Origin of the sequence: Streptomyces sp. Mut1, assembly GCF_030719295.1 — a bacterium.
GTDB lineage: Bacteria > Actinomycetota > Actinomycetes > Streptomycetales > Streptomycetaceae > Streptomyces > Streptomyces castrisilvae.
Genome location: NZ_CP120997.1, coordinates 4,293,567 through 4,312,365, shown reverse-complemented (window position 1 = coordinate 4,312,365; position 18,799 = coordinate 4,293,567). Strand labels below are relative to the sequence as shown.

Genomic DNA, 18,799 nt, shown 5'->3' with positions numbered 1-18,799 from the left:
GCTCGGGCGGCGGGCTGGCCGTCGATGTGACCGAACCCCCGGCTCGGCGGTGGGCCGGGCGCCGACGTGGGCGGCGCCCGGAGTGTGCGGCGCCCTGGCGTGCCCGTGGCGGGAGCGGGGCCGTTTCCGCCACCCCCGGTCGGCGTGACCATTGTCATGCCGTCGTGGGCGGTCCCGGGGCGGCCGGCCGCGCCTGATCCGTGACCTGACGCGGCTTATGGCGGCGCATATGCCGGGGGTCGTGTGCGAGTCGCCATTCCGTTCCCGCGCCCCGTACCGCTATGGTCCCCGTCTGGCGGGTCGTCGATCGTCGTTCCGCCGCGCCCTCGGGGGGAGGGAAGGAAACCCGAACCGATGCCCGTATCCGTACCGCAGCCGTGTTCCGCCCCCGCTGCGGAGACCAGCTCCGGCGCCGGCCTCACCCTCCTGGTGATCGAGGACGACCCCGCGGGCACCTTCACCGCACCGGAGCTCTCCGCCGCGGCAGGTGCCCGGGTCCGTATCCGGGCCGCCCGCAACCTCACCGAGGCGGGCCGTCTCCTCACCGACGACGTGGACTGCATCCTGCTGGACCTGGCACTGCCGGCCGGCGCCGAGTCGCGCGGCGACCGGGAGGGCGACGAGGACGGGCTCGCCACGCTCAAGCACGTACTGCGGATGGCGCCCCGCCACGCCGTGCTCGCCCTCACCGCGGAGGACGACGCCGAGCTGGCCGCGGAGGCGGTCCGGGTGGGCGCGCAGGACCATCTCTTCCGCGGCGAGCTGGACAGCAGGCTGCTGAGCCGGGCCATCCGTTACGCCGTCGAACGTAAACGCGCCGACGTCGCGCAGCACCAGCTCACCGAGTCCCGGCTGCGCGCCCAGGAGAACGCCCGGCTGGAACGCGGGCTGCTCCCCACCCCGCTGCTCGAAGGCTCCGACCTGCGCTTCGCGGCCCGCTACCGGCCGGGCCGCAGCCGGGCCCTGCTCGGCGGGGACTTCTACGACACGGTCCGCACCCCGGACGGCACGGTCCACGCGATGATCGGTGACGTCTGCGGCCACGGCCCGGACGAGGCGGCGCTCGGGGTGGAGCTGCGCATAGCGTGGCGGGCTCTGACGCTGGCGGGGCTCTGCGGCGACGAACTGCTGTCGACCCTCCAGCAGGTCCTGGAGCACGAGCGGGAGAGCGAGGAGATCTTCGCGACGCTCTGCACCGTCGACATCGCCCCGGACGGCCGCCGGGCGGGCCTGTGCCTGGCGGGCCATCCCGCCCCGCTGATCGCCCGCCGGGGACGGGCGGCGCAGCTCCTGCCGTACGAGGACGGCGGACCCGCGCTGGGCCTGCTGCCGCGTGCGCGGTGGCCGCGCAGACAGGTGGAGCTGGGCGGCTCGTGGAGCCTGATGATGTACACGGACGGACTGATCGAGGGCCGCGTCGGCGACGGCACCCGGCGGCTGGGCCAGGACGGCATGGTCGCGATGGTCAACCGGCAGCTGGCCGAGGGCCTGGCCGGCGAGGAACTGCTGGAGGCGGCGGTCACCCACGTGCGGGAGCTGAACGGCGGAGAGCTGACCGACGACGTGGCGGTGCTGCTGCTCGACCGCGACCAGGAGACCGTGCGTCTCCGGCCGGCGGGCGCCGGCCGGAGTGTGAACATCCCGCGTCCCCGCCCCGGCCGGTCCTCACCCGCGGGGGCTCAGCGCCCGCCGTTGTAGGGCCCGTACGGGCCGTCGCTGCTGGAGCCGCCGCTGCGGCGGCCGCCGCCGGAGACGGCCTTGAGGGCGGGCCGTACGTCGACCAGGAACACGATGGACGCGACGAGCCCGGCGATCTGGATGAACACCATCGGCACCCAGAGGTTCACGACCACCGCGATCCCGAGGATGACCAGCCAGAAGGGCTTCGTCTGCTTGCCCGCCGCGCGGTACGCGTCCTCGCGGGCGATCGCGGCCATGACCAGCGCCACGACGGCGAGGACGGTTATGACCGTGAAGATGAGCCCGAGGAACGTCTGGAAGCCTTCGAGCAACATGATGTGCACCGCCTAGTGAGTGGGTGAGCGCCTCCCGGCCAAGGTACCGGGAGCGCGGGACGGACCCGAACAAAAGCTGCCCGCCCGCCCTCCCGGCACACCTGCCGGAAGCACGGTCCTACTTGGCGGAGGGCGGCGTGACCTTCTTCGCTGCGGGCTTGCGCGCGGGCGCCTTCTTGACGGCGGCGGGCTTCGCGGTGTCGGCCGGCTTCGCGGCAGCCGGCTTCGCCGCGGCGGCGGGCTTCGCGGCCGGGGCGGGCTTCGCGGTGGCGGGCTTCGCGGCGGGAGCGGGCTTCGCGGCGGCCGGGCGGGCCTCCTTGCGCGGCTCGACGACGACGGCGATCTCGACGATCTCCTCGGCGTTCTCGCCCCGCCACGTCCGCACGGTCTGCTCGCCGCGCTCGGCGACCTTCTCGTACGTCTCCCGGGCCCTGACCGCGTACTCGGCGGCCACGCCCACCCCGCGCAGCGCCAGGTCCTGGGCGTTCTCACCGAGCTTCTTCAGGTCGGTGTCGAACGCGCCGATCACCTCGGTGACCTTGGCCTGCAACGTGGCCTGCGCCTCCTTGGCCTGCCCGGCGACCTTCTCCTGCACGGCCTTGGGGTCGGCGTTGCGCACGGCCTCGATGCGCTCGGGCGCCTCGGCCCGCAGCTGTTCGAGCAGCGCCGGGACCTTACGGGCCTGGCGCACCGCGAGGTCGGCGGTGCCGGCGGCGAAGTAGAGGGGGGTCGGGTCGGTGAGGGTCTTGCGCAGGTCATCGGTGATGGCCATGACTGTGGTCCTCCCGGATCATCAGACTGAGTGTGAGGGTGGTGGAAGCTCTCAAGGTGTATCGGCAGCACTGCCACCGGGACTGAAGGGCGCGTCCGGTGCGGACGCCTCCGCTTCCTCTGCCCCGGGCTCGTCGTCCAAGCCGTTCTCCTTGCGGAAGGAGGCGTAGATCTGGAGCAGCACGCTCTTCTGCCGCTCGTTGATCGACGGATCGGCGAGGATCACCGCCCGCGTCTCCAGCTCCTCCCGCTCCCGCTCGTCCAGAATCCCGGCGCGCACGTACAGGGTCTCGGCGGAGATCCGCAGCGCCTTGGCGACCTGCTGCAACACCTCGGCGCTGGGCTTGCGCAGCCCGCGCTCGATCTGGCTGAGGTAGGGGTTGGACACCCCGGCCGCGTCGGCGAGCTGCCGCAGCGAGAGCTGAGCGTTGCGGCGCTGCTCGCGCAGGTAGTCGCCGAGGTTGCCGACGTTGAGTGATGCCATGCGTCGATGGTGCACCCGCCCTGCTAACTTTTGCAAGCAGGTGCTTGCAAAAGTGTTCGAGACCACTCGGGCGAGCCTCTGTGACTCGCAGCGGTATCGGTCACGTGGCAGTCGTATCTGTCACCACCACCGATCTGACGCAGCGACCAGCGGTTCCCGCCGGCCCAAGAGGCGTTGGTGACAAGTACGGCGAGCAGTTGGTGCCAGATACCGCTGCGAACTGGGAGGCGTGCCGCTGATCAGGGTGCTGCCCTGGTGACAGCTATCGCTGCAAGTCACAGCCTCCGGGCGCCGCGTTTCCCGTTGTCCGTTCTCAGCGGATGTGGCGGGTCCCAGCGCTTCCGGCGAACGACCTGGCGGAGTCCCGGCGAAGCCGGCCGGTCTGTACGGTCCACGGCATGGTTGACGCGTTCGATGTGGCTCAAGCTCTGCGTGGTGGGATACCCGACAGGGTGCGGGCCTGGGCCTTCGTCCGGGACTTCGCCGCAGCGTGGGCGGAGCCGCTCGCCGACAGCGCGGGCACGCGAGCGGAGGAGTTGGGGCGAGCCGAGGAGAGGCTGGGGCTCACGCTGCCGACCGCGTTGCGCGAGGCGTACTCGCTTCTCGGTACGCGTCACGACCTCACCGGCAACCAGGACCCTCTCCTACGGCCCTCCGAATTGTTCGTGCACGACGAGTTCGGCGGAGTGCTCGTCTTCCGCAGCGAGAACCAGGGGTGCGCATTCTGGGGAGTGCGGCTGCGGGACCTCGGTCAGGACGATCCGCCGGTGTTCGTCCAGTCACAGGATGGGTGGGTCCGCTACCTGGAGCGGGTCTCCCTGGCCTGTGTCGAGCTCGTACTCAGCGAGACGCTGCTTGGCGGCGAAGGGCGGCTCTACAACGCCCGCGAACTTCCCGCCGGCCTGATTCGAGAACTGCCGAGTCGGTTCGCGCCGGTGGAGTTTCCCGAGTACCCGATGTGGACGGGGAAGGAAGAGTCTCCCGTGTGCTGGTTCTCCGCGCCGGGAAAGCTCTTGCGGCTCGACGGACTGAGTGACCACAGCTGGCTGCACGTTCGGGGACGTACGTCCGCCGACCTGGAGTCGCTCTGCGCCACCCTCCCCGGCCACTGGGTACGTGGGGACTCGGAGCCGTTGGGAGCCGACGAGGTGCCGTCCCAGGCAACCGGGGGTCTGTTCGGATGACCGGGAAAGTCTGCGAATCCGGAGTTTCCCCTCGCCGCGGAGCCGGAACGGCACCGTGTGACCATGCCGATATGACATCGGGTCGGATCGTCTTTCTCAATGGCACCTCCAGTTCAGGGAAGTCGAGCATCGCCCGGGAGCTTCTGGACATCCTGGACGACGGCGTCTTCTTCCACCTGGCGGTCGACAGCTTCAACGCGATGCGCAGCAAGCGGGAGCTCGGAGCGGAGGAGCTCGACGCCGCGCTGCGACGGACCAGGATGGGCTTTCACCGCTCGATTGCGGCCATGGCCGAGGTCGGCAACGACCTCGTGGTCGACCATGTGCTGAGCGAGCCGTGGCGACTGCTCGACTGTCTGACGGTGCTGCCACCCGAGGACGTACTGTTCGTCGGTGTCCACTGCCCGCTGGACGAGCTGGCCCGCCGCGAACTCGCCCGGGGCAACCGGCCGGCGGGCCTCGCGGCACACCAATACGCCCTGGTCCACGCCCACGGCGACTACGACGTGGAGTGCGACACCAGCACGGCGAGCCCACGCGAATGCGCACAGCGCATCAAGGAGTTCCTCCGGCACCGCCCCAGCCCCACCGCCTTCACCCGCCTCCGACGACGCCATCCGAGGGACAGCCGAGAACCGCCGACGGCGAAGCACAGCCTCTTCGGCTAGGGCCAAACGCGCTCATGCCGCGCTGGACTTGCGCAGAAGCCAGGTGCGGTGAGAACAGCGAGACACTGCTTGGCGGCGAAGGACCGCTCTACAACGCGTACGAGCTTCCCGCCGGCCTGATTCGAGAGCTGCCGATTCGGTTCGCGCCGGTGGTGTTTCCCTCATTGCCGCGAGAACGCCAATCAGCGCGCGATGATGCAAAAAGGATGCCCGGCAGGGTCTGTGAGGACCCGCGCCCTGTCCCCATGCGGCTGGTGATCCGGCTTGCCCGCACCCAGTTCCAGTAGCCGGGCCTCGGCCTCGTCCAGGCTTTCCGTGACCTTGAAGCAGATGTGAAGCTGCTGGGGAACGATCTGGCCGGGCCAGCTCGGGGCCCGGTAGTCCTCGACCCGCTGGAAGCCGATGAAGAGTCCGTCCTCGCGGTTGAGACCGGCGAACTCGGCGTCCGACTTCGGGTGCGGCTCGAAGCCGGTGGCCTGCTGGTAGAACGCCGCCAGAGCCGGCGGATCAGGGCAATCGAGGGTTATCGCGACCAGTTCCATCTTCAGGGGCATGAGACCTCCGAGCCGATCAGTGGACTTCCGAGCACGCCACAGAGGCGGCTGCCTACCGTTGAGCGGGACGGAGAGAGGGCGTTCGTTCCGCTCAGCCGTCAGCACAGCAGGCCAGTGCCTCACCACGCCAACGGATATCCGCGACGGGACAGGACAGCGGTGGACCTGCTGGAGTCCGGCCGTTCCGGCGTCTACCGCACGGCCGGCCGGTCGGCGCTGATCCGGCCGGCGACGGAGAATTCGGTTGTGCAGTCCGGGCACGTCGCGCGTCCGAACACGTGAGTCAGCGCGTGGGCGACCTCGTGTTGGCCGTCGGAGAGTGCGATGTCGTGGAGGCGTCGGCCGATGCCGTCCAGGTTGGCCGGATTCGCCGGCAGCAGGGGCCTCGTTTCGACGTCGTCGTCCGAGAGCGCGTAGTCCTCGCTTGTGGAGAAGAATCCCCGCTCGCCGAGGACGATGAACAGACCGGTCCGGCAGCCGGGGCAGTCGACCTCGTACTCCTCGTTGCCCAGCCCCCAGGCCAGATCTTCGCTCCAGCCCGCGACGCCCTCGAAACCCAGCATGGCTTCCAGCAGGTGGATGTAGTCGGTGCGATCGGATGGCATCCGGAGCCGCTGGTTCACCGCCGCCAGGAGGTTCCCGATCGCCTCGGCGTGCTGCGCACGGACGTCGCCGGCCCCGTGCGACTGCCCGGCGCCCGCCATGATCGCGCCTGCCAGAGCCAGGGCGTTCAACGCCTCCTCCCGGTCGTCACCGCCCGCTACGCCGGCCAGCCAGGGCAACGCGGCGAAGCCGGCCGAGTAGACGCTGCCCTGGTGGCACAGAGCAGACCACAGGTCGCTCCAGAGCTCGGGCTTCGGTTCGAATGCGATCCGGTCCAAGAGGGTGGGTATGTCTTCTGCTGGACCGTAGGCGTGGCTGAGTTGCGACCAATCCGTCATACGGAAATCCAACCAGGTCTCAGCTTCATCCTCATGAGGAGTTTCGTCCCGGATGAGCCGGCCCCCTGCCGGGATGCGGCGCCGGGGTCGAAGCCCTGCCGGCCGAGCAGTACGAGGCCGGGGCGGTGCCCCGATGCCGTCGAGGATCACGTTCTACCGGCTTGTCGAGGCAGGAGCACGGTCACGCACGCCTTGGGTTCGGCTGCTTCCCGCCGCTTCCGGGCTCGGACGCCTGCCTCCGCTTGTGCAAGCGGGTCGTGACGAGTTCCGGTCCTGTTCGAGAGTCGGCGCGGACCGGGTTTCGCGGCGCCCGGCTCGTCCGGCGCGTCCGGCTCACGCAAGGCGTCGCCCGAGCGTCCCGGTCAACGGCCCGCTCCGGGCGATCAGGTCAGCAGGGTGGCCGTGAACGTCTCGCGGTGTTCCGCCAGCCAGGTCTGCATACGGTCCCAGCGGTCCCAGCCACCGCGCTCGGCCAGCGCCTGGAGATAGACGGGGTCGCCGTCGGCCACGCGGCGGGCGACGAAGGCCCGGCAGACCTCGGTGGCCTGCTCGATGACACCGGCCAACTCGGCGCGGTCCCGCGGCGAAAGGCCGTAGCTGTCGGCAAGGGTGCGCAGCCGCGCGGGCGCGTCCAGCCCGGCGGGGTAGAGGGCGGCCGCGGAGGCGGGATCGACCACGGGCACCCAGTAGCGGGCGGTCATGGCGACGTCCCAGAGGGGGCGCCCCGGAGCCGCCAGATCGAAATCGATCAGGGCGGCTGCGCGGCCGTCGCGGAAGACGACGTTGTCCGGGCACACGTCGTTGTGGCACAGCGTCGTTCCCCCCTCCGGGTCGGCCAGGTCCCCGGGCCACCCGGCACAGGTGTCGACCTCGACGGACGCACTGGTGTCATGCAGGCGCCGCAGCAGGCGCCCCACTGATTCCAGGGCGGTCGTCGTCATCGCCCAGTCCGCGAACGGCGGCAGAGCCACGTCTCCGGGGACGAAGGTGAGCTGTTCACGGCCGTCCTCGGTGAGGCCGAGAGGGGTCGGCGCCGCGTCGAAGCCGTGCTCCTTCAGGGCGCGGAGGTACGCGTGCAGGGCGCGAGCGTTACGCGGCGCCGGGCGCTCCACCAGTGCACCGCGGCGGAAGACCGCCCCCGCATTCGCCATGCCGCCGGCCAGCGCCTCGCCCTCAGCCGTCATGACGATCACGCTACCGCCGCTCCGGTTCCACGCGGTCCGGGCCGGGGAATCCGGTCGATGACACCGGCTCACGTACACACTCCGTGCGACGCACTGCCCACGCCCCGGCCGAGGCAGGCAGGCAGGCAGGTCAGGACAGGACGTCAGGTCATGGCTGGGGCGGGCGCAAGGTGCCGGAGATGACCGTGGTCACCATCTTGTGGATGGCGGCGGGCTGCGGTGGGGCGCTCGACCGGTCGGCGAACAGCAGGTGTCCGGCTCCGACGAGGGTGGGGGCGAGTGTGTCGATGTCGGCGTCGTCGGCCAGGCGTCCCGCCTCCCGCTCGGCGGTGAGGTAGGCGGCGATCATGGCGGCGCCCTGCATGAGCAGCGGGATGCCGGTCAGGCCGGCCTCGCGCAGCCGGGCGCGGAGGCCGTCGCGGAAGGTGATGAGCGCGACGACCGCCACCGTGACCGGCCCGAACAGGTCCCGCAGCGCTTCGGCGAGGTTGTCCACCACGCTGCCGGTGCCGGTGGCCGCGCGCAGAGTCGTGGTCCGGTCCTCGATGACGCGGACGCGGTCGAGGACCAGCTCCGCCAGGAAGGCGTCGAAGTCGGTGAAGTGCCGGTGCAGCACACCCTTGGCGCAGTTCGCCTCCTCCGTGACCGCACGGCTGGTCAGCGCGTCGGGCCCGTCCCGAAGCAGGACGCGCTCGGCGGCCTCGAACAACTGGCCGCGCACGTTGTGGATGTGCACCCCTGACGGCATGGTCTCCCTTTCCGCGCCGCGCCGCCTTAACAAGTGGGCGGCTGCCCATTAGTGTGGGCGCATGCCCACTCTATCGCGGGGACAGTCGGACGCGTCCGGCCCCGAGCCCCATCGCCACCGGCAGACGGCCGTGTCGTTCGGCGTGGACGCCGAACGCTACGACCGCGCCCGACCGCCGTATCCCGAGGCCCTGGTGGACAGGATCGTCGCCGCCAGCCCCGGCCCGCACGTCCTCGACGTCGGAGCCGGGACCGGCATCGAGGCCCGGCAGTTCCGGGCGGCCGGCTGCACGGTGCTCGGTGTCGAGCCCGACGAACGGATGGCCGCCTTCGCGCGACGCGGCGGTGTCGAGGTCGAGGTCGCGAGGTTCGAGGACTGGCAGCCGGCCGGGCGGCGGTTCGACGCGGTCGTCGCGGGGACCGCCTGGCACTGGGTGGACCCCGTCGCCGGTGCGGCCAAGGCGGCCCAGGTGCTCCGGCCAGGCGGCCGGCTCGCCCCCTTCCACCATGTCCCCCAGCTCCCGGCCGAGGTGGCCGACGCCCTCACCGAAGCACTCCGACGGGTCGCCCCCGACTCCCCGTTCAACCCCGGCCTGCTGAAGGGGCCGGCCGTGGACGCGTACCAGCCGCTGTTCGAGCGGATCGCCGACGGGATCCGGCAGACGGGCAGGTTCAGCGAGCCGGAGCAGTGGCGCTTCGCCTGGGAGCGCGTCTACACCCGGGAGGAGTGGCTCGACCAGCTCCCCACCTTCGGCGGCCTCACCCAGCTCCCCACGGACAGGCTGGCGGAGGTCCTCGACAGCGCCGGGGCCGCGATCGACCTGCTCGGCGGCCACGCGACCATGCCCTACACGTCCGTCGTGATCACCTCGACCCGGTCCGGTACGGACTGACCCGCCCCGGACTTCGGACGTTGCCGGGCGCGAGCGGGCCGGCCGGCCCGGATGCGACCGGCGGGGCGGATGCGCCCCGGGGGCGAATGCGCCCCGGAGAGGCCGGATGCCCCCTGGGAGGCCGGTCCCAGCGGTTATTTCCTTTCCGCGCGACGCCGAAGTCCGGAACACTGGGCGCCCATGGATGAGGTCGAGGTCGTTGTCGCCCATTCCGAGCGGGCGACCCTGCGCGTCGGTGACGTGTTCCTGAAGGTGGACGCCGACCAGGCGCGTATCGATGCCGAGGTCGAGGCGATGTCCCTCGCTCCGGTCCCGACCCCGGAGGTCCTGTGGCGCAAGCCGCCCGTGCTCGCGATCGCCGCGGTGCCGGGGACGACGCTCGGGCGCCTCGGCGGGCCGTCGACCGGGGCGCCGGCGGCGTGGGCCGCGGCGGGCGCCGCCATCCGGAAGCTGCACGAGGCGCCGCTGCCGCCCCGAGTCGGCCGGGCGGGCCGGAGCGTCGTCGCGCTGGCGGCGGAACTCGACGCCGAGTGCGAGGCGCTCGTGGCGAACGGCCTCCTGCCCGCCGCCCTGGTCACCCGCAACCGCCGGGTCGCCGAGGCCGCGCTCCGGCCGTGGACCCCGGCGTTCACGCACGGCGACCTCCAGATCGCGCACGTCTTCCTGGACGGCGACGAGGTCACGGGCATCATCGACTGGTCCGAGGCGGGCCGGGGCGACGCCCTGTACGACCTCGCCACCTTCACCCTCGGCCACGAGGAACGCCTCGGCGACGTCCTCGCCGGCTACGGCACCGGCATCGACCTCGACGTGATCCACGCGTGGTGGTCGCTGCGAAGCCTGCTGGCGGTCCGCTGGCTGATCGAGCACGGCTTCGACCCGTTCGCGCCGGGCTGTGAGGTCGACGTGCTGAGGTCCCTGATGTGAGTGGCGCGGCCCGCCCGCCGGGGCGGTCACACCGTCGAGGAGCCGGCCGACTTTCCCCGGCGCGACCTGCGTGGGCGGCCGACGGAGAGGCCGGAATGCGGCCGGGACACCGGACACCCGGCCGGCGCGGTCAGGACGGCTGGACCTCGTCGAAGACGGCGAGGGCCTCGGCGGGGTCCGGGCCGACGAGGCGTTCCAGGCCGGCCGTCGTCATCCGCGCCCACCTGCCGGCCCGCGCCCACATCCGCTCCTCGAAGGCGCGGACGGCCGCGTCCGGGTCCGCGGGGCCGGTGGCCAGGGACTCGGCGAGTTCGGCGCCCTCCAGCATCGCGAGGTTGGCGCCCGCACCCAGCGGGGGCATCAGATGGGCCGCGTCGCCCAGGAGCGTGACCCCGGGGACATGGGTCCAGGTGTGGGAGACGGGCAGGACGTGGAGGGGGCGGTGGACGAAGGCGGTGCCCCGGCGGAGGAGGTCGAGCACGGGGGCGGCCCAGCCGTCGAACAGGGTCAGCAGGCTCGCCCGCACGGCGTCGGCGTCGGCCGGGTCCAGGTCCGCGTGCCAGTCCAGCGGCGCGCGGAACTGCGCGTACACCTTGATGTGGCCGCCGCTGTTGCGCTGGGCGACGAGGGCCCGGTTCACGCCGTACACCGCCACGGAACCGTCACCGGTCAGCCGGGCGAGGTCCGGGTGGCGGGTGTCGGCGTCGTCCAGGGAGGTCTCGACCGCGGTGATGCCCGTGTAGTGCGGCGTCACCGGGGAGAGCGCCGGGCGGGTCCGGGACCAGGCGCCGTCCGCGCCGATCACGAGGTCGAACGTCTCCTGCCGGCCGTCCTCGAAGTGGACCCGTACGCCGCCGGCCCCGGGCACCACCCGCGTCACGCCCCTCCCCCACTGGACGCCGAGGGGGCCGAGCAGCAGGTCACGGAGTTGCCCGCGGTCGATCTCGGGGTTGGCCCGGTCGTCCGGGCGGGGGCGCCAGTCACGCAGGACGGTCCCGTCCGGGTCCAGGATGCGCATGGCCTGCCCCTCCGGGCGGGACAGCGCCCGGAAATCGGCCAGCAGCCCCGCCTTGTCCAGTGCGAGCTGGCCCAGCCCTTCCTGTAGGTCCAGCGTGCCGCCCGGGGGACGGGCGTCGGGGGCGGGATCGCGTTCGAAAACGGTGACGGGGTGGCCGTGACGGTGCAGGACCCGGGCGAAGGTGAGGCCGGCGGGGCCGCCGCCGACCACGGCGATGCGATGTCTCATGTCGATACACTGTATTGGTACGGTACGCCGTATCGCAACGTACGGTGTGACCATGACTGTGTGGGACCGGCCGGAGCCGCCGATTCAACCCGTGCCCCTCGACCGGGAACGGATCGTCGCCGCCGCCCTCGCGCTGGCCGACGAGGGCGGGCTCGCGGCGGTGTCCCTGCGCAAGGTCGCCGCCCGCCTGGACGCCGGCCCGATGCGGCTGTACCGGTACATCTCCACCAAGGAGGAGCTGTTCGACCTCATGGTGGACGCGGTCCAGGCCGAGATCCTGCCCGAGGAGCAGCCGGATGACTGGCGGGAGGCACTGCGCGGCCTCGCCCATCGCACCAGGCGGGCCGCCCTGCGGCACGAATGGCTGGCCGACCTGCTCGGCGGCCGCCCGGCCATGGGCCCGAACGGCCTCGCCGTCGCCGAGGCCACGCTGTCCGCCTTCGACGACATCGCCGACATCGACACCGCCATGCGCGCCGTGGAGACGGTCAGCGCCTACTTCATCGGCGCGATCAGGCGCGAGACCGCGCATGTGCGGGCCGAGCGCGCCTCCGGCCTGTCCAAGCACGACTGGCAGCGGGCGTCCGGCCCGCACCTGACGGACATGCTGGCCACCGGCCGCTTCCCGGCGGTGGCCAGGGTCGTGCACGACGGCGCGGACGTGGACGCCGAGACGTCCTTCGGCACCGGCCTGGACTGGATCCTCGACGCCGTGGCCGCCAAGCTCACCCCTCCACCGGGGGCGTGACCCTCACAGGCCGCACCTCACCCCGGCAGCGCCCAGAAACCCCGACACCGCCGCCGCGAACGTCTCCGCGTCGTCCACCCACGGATAGTGACCCGCCCCCGGCTGCATGACGAGCGCCGCGTCGGGGAACAGCGCGGCGAACTCCGCCACCGCGCCCGGCGGGCTGTTCAGGTCGTACTCGCCGGCCAGGAGGAGAACGGGTACGGCGAGCTTCGCGAGGGTACGGCGCGTCGCGGCCGGGTCGAAGGCACCCTCGGCGGCGAAGAGGGCGACGGACTCCGGATCACCCTGACTGCCCAGCTCCTGCTGCCGGCGGGCGGACTCGTCCCAGCGGCCGTGGAGGAACGGCGCGACGGCCTCCCAGTCGGCGCCCGTCCCCCGGGTGATCGCCTCCAGCGCGGCGAAGGCGCTTGGGAACCAGGGCTCGGCACACCGCAGCCGCGCGAGCGCCCGGCGCTGCTCCCCGGTGACCCCGATGCCGACGGCCCGCGTGCTCGGGGCGATCAGGGCGAGCCGGCCGATCCGCTCCGGGTGCCGGTCCGCGTACCGCACCGCGATGTTCGCGCCCGCGGAGTGGGCGAGCAGCTCCGCACGGTCGAGGCCGAGATGGCGGCGCAGCGCCTCCACGTCGTCGGCGAGGCGGTCGCAGCGGTACGTGGAGGTGTCGGCCGGGACCGCCGACGCGCCGTTGCCCCGCAGGTCGGGGACGACCAGGCGGCGGTACGCGGACAGGCCGCCCAGGTCGCCGAGGTAGCGGGAGTCCGCCGGGCCGCCCGGGACGCAGACGAGCGGGTCGCCGGGGGCGTCCCCGTACGTGCGATAGGCGAGCCGGGTCCCGTCGGGCGCGCGGAACGTCGCGGTTGCTGGAGGCTGCATGAGGGAAGAGTGACAGCCATAACCTGGTTGTACAACCAGGTTATAGTCGCTCGTTCTCGGTGTATAACTGGGTGATGGCAGGTGAAGGCGGCACCCAGCAGGACCCCGGCGGGCTCACCGAGGAGCAGGCCGGGCGCATGCTCGCCGGGATGAACGAGGTCATTCGCGCGGGCGAGGAGATGCGCGGGCTCCGCGCCGAAATGATCAAGGTGTTCGTCGGTCTCGGCTGGACCCAGGACCGCATCGCCCGGCTCACCGACATGAGCCAGCCCGCCGTGTCCAAGCAGGTGGCCAAGCACCGCGACGCCGGACCGCGGCCGCCGCTGGACCTCTCCCTCGGCCAGGGCGACCCGCCGTGGCTGGAGGGGCGGCTGTGGGGCGTCGCCGAGGACATCGCCGAGAGGTACGCCGCGACCGCCCGCTGCGGGCCCGCCGCCGACGCCCTCGCGCGGGGCCGGCGGCACTTCACGCCGGAGAACGTAGACGCGCTGCGAAGGCTCGTGGAGGAGGACCTGCGGCGGTACGGGGACGAACTGGCCGCGCACCGGGCCGCGTACGACGAGATCAGCCGCGCGCTCGACGTGCCGTCCCGGCCGGACACCGCCCCGGCCGGCCCGGCGTCCGTACGCCGCACCCTCGCCCACCGGCTCCAGCGCGACCGGCTCGAAGGTGGTGGCGACGCCGGGCGCGGCGCCCTCTAGGCTCGGCCCATGGACCAGTTCCTGCCGCTTCTCGTCTGCGTGGGCGTCCTCGCGACCGTCATGGGATTCCTCGGCTGGGTGGCCGTATCCGTGCGTCGGCGCGGGGCCGCCGGGGCGGCGATGCAGGCCGCGATGGCCTCGTACGACGAGGCGTTCCGGGCGACGGCCCACGAGTCGTACTACGAGATCCGGGCGCAGGCGGACCGGAAGGCTCCGATGGCCTCGCCCGACGACCCGTGGCGGCCGGTGTACGACCGGCGCGACCGGACGCACGCGACCGGCGCCCGTGGCTCCCGGCGGCACCGCAACGCGTTCGTCCGATGGTGGCGGCACAGCGGCTGACATCGGCCGGCATCGGCTGACATCGGCTCAAAGAACCAGTCAGGAGCCGGGCAGGAACCGGGCAGGAACCGCTCACGAGTCGTTCAGAAACCGCTCACCGCCGCAGTCGCCGCCCGCAGCGCCCCCGCGTCCCGGCCCATCAGCACGTCCGTGCTGTCCGCCCACTGGTCCACCGTCCCGGTCAGCGGCAGACCCCGCAGCTCCGGGTCCGTGACGGACGCGGCGAGGGGGCGGGCGAAGCGTTCCGCGTGCAGGACCAGGTAGGGGCGGCTGTGGTACGGACGGGGCGTGGGGTCCACCGGGTCGATGAGGCCCAGGGCGTTCTGGCGGTTCGCGACCGCCTCGTACGCGGCGCACAGGTGCCGTTCCCGTTCCGGATACTCCGTCGCGGCCAGCGCGCCGAGCAGGGCCGGCATCAGCGCCCCGGCCGTGTCCAGGCGGGCGAACGCACTGCCCAGCCACTTCGTGTACGGGACGTAACGCCGTTCCATGAGCAGGCTCAGGCGCATCAGGTCGCGGACCAGCCGGGCCGCGACGACGGCGGAGCCGAGCGCGTCGCCGGTCTCGGCGCAGCGGCCGACGAACGCCTCCTCCTGGGAGATCCGCTGCCACTGGCAGGCCAGGACGTGGCGCCAGACCTGTTCGGGGTAGCGGGCCAGGCGGCGGCGCGCGGTGCTGAGGAGACCGGGCCCGTCGTGGTGGACGGCGCCGGCGGTGATCCCGGCCAGCTTCTGCTGCGGGATCGCGAGCCAGTCCCGGGCGGACGGTCCGGCGGCGGAGGCGTCGAACCCCGCCTCCGCGGTCAGCCACGCCGTGAGGTCGTGGATGAGGACGCGATGGTCCACGGGCCCCTCGGTCGCCGCCATGTGCGCGGCCGGGTCGAGCGGGTCGTCGGCGGGGCCGAAGTGCGTGGGCCAGCCGCGGATCTCCTTGGGCAGCCGGTCCGCCAGCAGCCGCCGGATCTCCTCGCCGTGCGCCGCCGCGTCGGCCGGGGCGAAGAAGAGGTCCAGGCGCGGGCCCCAGTCGTGGTCGGCCGAGCGCGCGGTGTCGAAGCCCAGCACCTCGGAACCGGGACCGAGCCGCGCGGCGGCGTACGGCAGACCGGGGAAGCACTCGTCGAGGAGGGGCCGCACCGCATCCTCGTACAGGACACGGGAGAGCTCGATGCCGGGCAGGAAGGACGGTTCGCGGTGGGACGCCATACCGCCACCCTGCGGGGTCTGCGGGCCTCCCGGCCACCGGATTACGCCCGCGCCCCGCCTCGCCGCCTGCCCGCTTTCCCCACCTGGCCCCCGCCGAACCCGCCCGACCCTCCGCATCCCCCGCGCCCGCCTTCCCCGCCGGGCCCCCGCCGAACCCACCGAACCCGCCCGACCCTCCACGCCAGCCGCGCCCGCCTTCCCCGCCGGACAGGCCCTAACCCTCCGCGTCCACCCCGCCCGCCGGTCCCGAACCCTCCAGGCCCGACCGCAGTTGGGCGAAGCCCCGTTCCGCCGCCTCGACCGCCTCCGCGTACAGTTCGTCCGCCCGGCCGCCCTCGCTGACGCGCCGCCAGTTCTCCGAGGCCAGGACGCGCTGGACCGCGACGATCTGGCCCGCGGCCAGCCGGTCCGTCGCGCGGCCGCCCAGGGCGCGGGCGAGCGCGTCCTCCGAGCGGCTCAGGTAGGCGAAGAGGCGGGCCACCAGGGCGGGGGTGCCGTACAGCAGCGCGTGGTACGCCAGCACCTCCGGCGCGTCGCACAGACCGGTGATCGGGTCCCGGCGCTCCAGGCCGTCCTGGAAGTGGCGCCGCAGCGCGTCCAGGGGCGATTCGCCTTCCGCGCGGGCGGCGACCACCCGCGCGGCCTCGTCCTCGTGGTCGGCGAACCGGAGCAGGGCCAAGTCCTCCTTGGCCGGGAAGTACCGGAAGAGCGTCGGTTTGGAGATGTCGGCCGCCGCCGCGATCTCCGCCACCGACACCTTGTCGAAGCCGCGCTCCAGGAACAGGGTGATCGCGGCGTCGGAGACCGCCTGGTACGTCAGCTGCTTCTTCCGCTCCCGCAGGCTCATCGGGGCGGGCGGCCCGTCGGCCGCACCCCCGTCCGCCACGCCCGACCTGGCCTTCTCTGCGCTCATGACCATGAAGCGTACGCCCTTGACCTCAACCGGACTTGAGCCCTCCGCCGGTCCGGTGGCCGGCTCAGAAGACGTCCGGGCACCAGGGCCGCCGCGCCGTCCGGAACACCGCGTCCGCTGCCGCCGCCGCGCCCGGGACCGATTCCTCGACGCGGCCGAGCGCCACCAGCCGGGAGACCGACTCGTCGCCGAGCCAGAGCGTGCCCAGTTCCCGTACGTCCATCGCCAGGTCGGCCGAACGCGTCGTCGGGACACAGGTGGCACCGCTCGGCGAGGCGTCCAGGTGGAAGCGGCCGGCCGCGAGGCCCGACCCGTCGTGGACCTCCAGGACCAGGGAGCCGGGCACCGCGTAGGTGCGGGCCTCCAGGGCGCGTACGACGTCCAGGACGCGCGCCCACAGGAAGTCCGCCTGCGTCACGACGCGCGCCGCTCGCGGGTCCGGGAGCAGCAGCGGGAGGAGGTCGTCGGCGGGGCGGGGCCCGGTGCGGATCGTGGCGATCCAGTCCACCGAGCACAGGAAGTGCCACAGCGCCCGTTCGGCCGCCGGGGTCGTGGCGATCAGGCTGCGCACGGTCGCCCGGTTCAGCGGCTGCTTGGCGTCGCTCCAGTTCGCGTCGGCTCGGTAGGCGAGCATCCCGTCGACCGTCCCGTCGGGGCCCCGATAGAGGGCGTAGAAAGGTTCGGTCCAGGGGTCGTCGGGGAAGAGCGACTGTCCCGTGAGCAGCTCCCACCAGCGTGGGTCGCGGCTCACCACGCCGTGCTGCCGGGCCCGCAGCCGGTCGTGCAGGGCGGGGCCCAGCTCGCGGATCTCGGCGCCGTCCACCAGGTCGATCCGGCCGCCGTCACCGGCCTCCGGGACCCGGCGGTGCGGGTCGAGGCCGGTGCGGTGGACGTCGATCTCCCACTCGGTGGTCCCGGCCGCCGGGCCGAATCCGTACCGCCCGTAGATCGGATACTCGGCGGCTATCAGCGTCGCCGCCACGTCGCCGCGCTCCTTCGCCGCCGCCAGGTCGGCGGCCATCATCCGGGAGAGCAGCCCGCGCCTGCGGTGGGTGGGCGAGACGGTGACGTTGGTGACCGCGTCCGTGGGCACCGTCGCGCCGCCGACGACCGTCAGCTCCTGGGCGAACGAGCGGAACGTCGCGACGCACCGCCCCGCGTCGAACACCCCCTGGACGCGGGACAGGTCCATGTACGACAGGCGCCCGGCCACCTCCTCGTCCGACGGGGTGGGCGGCCTCAGGAAGCCGGTGTTCAGGGCGCGCAGCCAGTCGGGGAACTCGGACGGGGTGACGGTACGGATATCCAGGGCGGTCATGCGGCCCACGCTAGGAGAGCGTGCCGGGCGCTGTCGCATGGTTTTGACGGCCGTACGGCCGGGAAGAGCACGGCCTTCGCGGCCAGGGGCCTCAGAACGCCGCCCTGATCTCCCCCACCTCCACCGCGCCGCCCGTCAGCGGCGCCCGGCCGATCCGCGAGACCACCGGGGCATCGACCCCCAGCAGCCCCAGCGCGCGGCCCAGCACCGGGCGCAGCGCCCGGGTGGAGCCGTCGTCGATCTTGAAGGCGAGGGCCCTGCCGTCCGCCAGGGCGACCGCCTGGACGGCCTCCGCGCCCATCTTGGAGAGGGTGCCGGGCACCTCGCGCATCAGCCAGGTGTCGGGGCGCCGCGTGCCCGCCACGTACTCCGGGTGCGCGCGCATCGCGTCCGCCACCCGGCGCTCGGCGGTGCCCTCCCGTGCCGTGACGAACGTACGGAACGCCCGCGCGAGGCCCACCAGCGAAATGGCCATCAGCGGCGCTCCGCAGCCGTCGGTGCCGACGGCCGCGACCGGTTCGCCCGCGGCCTCCTCGACGACCTGGTGGACCAGCTGCTGGAGGGGGTGGCCGGGGTCGAGGTAGCCGGGCAGGTCCCAGCCGTTGCGGGCGCAGGCCGCGAGCATCGCCGCGTGCTTGCCGGAGCAGTTCATCGTGAGGCGCTCGCGGACGTGCCCGGCGGCGAGATACGTCTCGGCCTCCACCGGGTCCAGGGGCAGGTCCGGCGGGGTCCGGAGGTCGTCCGGCGACAGTCCGTGCTCGGCGAGCATCTTGCGTACGAGATCGAGGTGGAAACCCTCGCCGGAGTGGCTCGCGGCGGCCAGCGCCAGCCGCTCGCCGGACAGGTCGAGCCCTGCCCGCAGCACGGCCGCGGCCTGCATCGGCTTGTTGGAGGAGCGCGGGAAGACCGGCGCCGCCGGGTCGCCCAGGGCCAGCTCCACGCTGCCGTCGGCGGCGAGCACCACCAGTGAGCCCCGGTGGTGGCCCTCCACGAATCCGGACCGTACGACCTCGGCCAGCACGGGCAGGCCGGGGGCCGGGTCGGATATGGCGGGGGTGCGGGCTGCGCTGGAGGTCATGGTGGCC

The 18,799-nt window shown here is 72.9% G+C and carries 21 protein-coding genes; 8 read left to right on the top strand and 13 right to left on the bottom strand.

The features are described from left to right. Nucleotides 1-354 precede the first annotated feature (354 nt). Entirely contained in the window at nt 355-1,698 is a 1,344-nt protein-coding gene (locus P8A18_RS18540; RefSeq protein ID WP_306055955.1) for a PP2C family protein-serine/threonine phosphatase, read from the top strand. Here P8A18_RS18540 and P8A18_RS18535 read toward each other — a convergent pair. The 3 genes from P8A18_RS18535 to P8A18_RS18525 form a co-directional block, all read right to left on the bottom strand. Next, nucleotides 1,680-2,015: a DUF2516 family protein gene (locus tag P8A18_RS18535; RefSeq protein WP_026249999.1), complete on the bottom strand. Its 336-nt coding sequence runs from the start codon at nt 2,013-2,015 to the stop codon at nt 1,680-1,682. The two genes, P8A18_RS18540 and P8A18_RS18535, sit on opposite strands and share 19 nt — an antisense overlap. A gap of 118 nt (nt 2,016-2,133) precedes the next feature. Beyond that, nucleotides 2,134-2,787 (bottom strand): hypothetical protein, encoded by a 654-nt coding sequence (locus tag P8A18_RS18530; RefSeq protein ID WP_306055954.1) that lies wholly within the window; start codon nt 2,785-2,787, stop codon nt 2,134-2,136. 51 nt (nt 2,788-2,838) lie between these two features. Further along, nucleotides 2,839-3,270, bottom strand: a complete 432-nt coding sequence (locus tag P8A18_RS18525) for a helix-turn-helix domain-containing protein (RefSeq protein WP_018553696.1) — start codon at nt 3,268-3,270, stop codon at nt 2,839-2,841. Nucleotides 3,271-3,668: 398 nt separating this feature from the next. On the opposite strand from P8A18_RS18525, the gene P8A18_RS18520 reads away from it, so the two are divergent. Then, nucleotides 3,669-4,454 carry an SMI1/KNR4 family protein gene (locus P8A18_RS18520; RefSeq protein WP_306055953.1) on the top strand — a complete coding sequence of 262 codons (786 nt, stop codon included), beginning with the start codon at nt 3,669-3,671 and terminating at the stop codon, nt 4,452-4,454. Between the two features lie 71 nt (nt 4,455-4,525). Then, nucleotides 4,526-5,122 (top strand): chloramphenicol phosphotransferase CPT family protein, encoded by a 597-nt coding sequence (locus P8A18_RS18515; protein ID WP_306055951.1) that lies wholly within the window; start codon nt 4,526-4,528, stop codon nt 5,120-5,122. A 182-nt stretch (nt 5,123-5,304) separates the two neighbouring features. Here the strand turns inward: P8A18_RS18515 and P8A18_RS18510 are convergent, their stop codons facing one another. The 4 genes from P8A18_RS18510 to P8A18_RS18495 all read right to left on the bottom strand — a co-directional run bounded on the left by P8A18_RS18510 (nt 5,305) and on the right by P8A18_RS18495 (nt 8,549). Next, nucleotides 5,305-5,676: a VOC family protein gene (locus P8A18_RS18510; RefSeq protein WP_306055950.1), complete on the bottom strand. Its 372-nt coding sequence runs from the start codon at nt 5,674-5,676 to the stop codon at nt 5,305-5,307. Between the two features lie 191 nt (nt 5,677-5,867). Further along, nucleotides 5,868-6,557 carry a hypothetical protein gene (locus P8A18_RS18505; protein ID WP_306055949.1) on the bottom strand — a complete coding sequence of 230 codons (690 nt, stop codon included), beginning with the start codon at nt 6,555-6,557 and terminating at the stop codon, nt 5,868-5,870. A 443-nt stretch (nt 6,558-7,000) separates the two neighbouring features. Continuing rightward, the gene (locus P8A18_RS18500) at nt 7,001-7,801 is read right to left on the bottom strand and encodes a phosphotransferase family protein (protein ID WP_306055948.1); all 801 of its coding nucleotides are present in this window, start codon (nt 7,799-7,801) and stop codon (nt 7,001-7,003) included. Between the two features lie 148 nt (nt 7,802-7,949). Then, complete coding sequence (locus P8A18_RS18495; RefSeq protein ID WP_306055947.1) at nt 7,950-8,549, bottom strand: TetR/AcrR family transcriptional regulator; 600 nt, start codon at nt 8,547-8,549, stop codon at nt 7,950-7,952. 61 nt (nt 8,550-8,610) lie between these two features. Here P8A18_RS18495 and P8A18_RS18490 point away from each other — a divergent pair, with 61 nt between their 5' ends. Together P8A18_RS18490 and P8A18_RS18485 are read left to right on the top strand one after the other, a co-directional pair. After that, nucleotides 8,611-9,441, top strand: a complete 831-nt coding sequence (locus tag P8A18_RS18490; protein WP_306055946.1) for a class I SAM-dependent methyltransferase — start codon at nt 8,611-8,613, stop codon at nt 9,439-9,441. 180 nt (nt 9,442-9,621) lie between these two features. Then, nucleotides 9,622-10,368, top strand: a complete 747-nt coding sequence (locus P8A18_RS18485) for a phosphotransferase family protein (protein WP_306055945.1) — start codon at nt 9,622-9,624, stop codon at nt 10,366-10,368. A 130-nt stretch (nt 10,369-10,498) separates the two neighbouring features. Here the strand turns inward: P8A18_RS18485 and P8A18_RS18480 are convergent, their stop codons facing one another. Continuing rightward, nucleotides 10,499-11,614: an FAD-dependent oxidoreductase gene (locus P8A18_RS18480; RefSeq protein ID WP_306055944.1), complete on the bottom strand. Its 1,116-nt coding sequence runs from the start codon at nt 11,612-11,614 to the stop codon at nt 10,499-10,501. A 52-nt stretch (nt 11,615-11,666) separates the two neighbouring features. On the opposite strand from P8A18_RS18480, the gene P8A18_RS18475 reads away from it, so the two are divergent. Then, nucleotides 11,667-12,362 (top strand): TetR/AcrR family transcriptional regulator, encoded by a 696-nt coding sequence (locus P8A18_RS18475; protein WP_306055942.1) that lies wholly within the window; start codon nt 11,667-11,669, stop codon nt 12,360-12,362. A gap of 3 nt (nt 12,363-12,365) precedes the next feature. Here P8A18_RS18475 and P8A18_RS18470 read toward each other — a convergent pair whose 3' ends face one another. After that, complete coding sequence (locus tag P8A18_RS18470) at nt 12,366-13,238, bottom strand: alpha/beta fold hydrolase (RefSeq protein WP_306055941.1); 873 nt, start codon at nt 13,236-13,238, stop codon at nt 12,366-12,368. A 74-nt stretch (nt 13,239-13,312) separates the two neighbouring features. Here P8A18_RS18470 and P8A18_RS18465 point away from each other — a divergent pair, with 74 nt between their 5' ends. Both P8A18_RS18465 and P8A18_RS18460 read left to right on the top strand, forming a co-directional pair. Continuing rightward, nucleotides 13,313-13,939: a sigma-70 family RNA polymerase sigma factor gene (locus tag P8A18_RS18465; RefSeq protein WP_306055940.1), complete on the top strand. Its 627-nt coding sequence runs from the start codon at nt 13,313-13,315 to the stop codon at nt 13,937-13,939. Between the two features lie 9 nt (nt 13,940-13,948). Continuing rightward, on the top strand, nt 13,949-14,281 hold the full coding sequence (locus P8A18_RS18460; protein WP_306055939.1) for a hypothetical protein: 333 nt from the start codon (nt 13,949-13,951) through the stop codon (nt 14,279-14,281). 83 nt (nt 14,282-14,364) lie between these two features. Here the strand turns inward: P8A18_RS18460 and P8A18_RS18455 are convergent, their stop codons facing one another. The 4 genes from P8A18_RS18455 to P8A18_RS18440 form a co-directional block, all read right to left on the bottom strand. Beyond that, nucleotides 14,365-15,483 (bottom strand): DUF4037 domain-containing protein, encoded by a 1,119-nt coding sequence (locus P8A18_RS18455; RefSeq protein WP_306055937.1) that lies wholly within the window; start codon nt 15,481-15,483, stop codon nt 14,365-14,367. Between the two features lie 214 nt (nt 15,484-15,697). After that, a complete protein-coding gene (locus P8A18_RS18450) occupies nt 15,698-16,402 on the bottom strand; it encodes a TetR/AcrR family transcriptional regulator (protein ID WP_371933690.1) in 705 nt (234 codons plus the stop codon). A gap of 58 nt (nt 16,403-16,460) precedes the next feature. Next, nucleotides 16,461-17,714: a GNAT family N-acetyltransferase gene (locus tag P8A18_RS18445; protein ID WP_306055934.1), complete on the bottom strand. Its 1,254-nt coding sequence runs from the start codon at nt 17,712-17,714 to the stop codon at nt 16,461-16,463. Nucleotides 17,715-17,805: 91 nt separating this feature from the next. Then, entirely contained in the window at nt 17,806-18,792 is a 987-nt protein-coding gene (locus P8A18_RS18440) for an asparaginase (RefSeq protein WP_306055933.1), read from the bottom strand. Nucleotides 18,793-18,799: the final 7 nt, after the last annotated feature.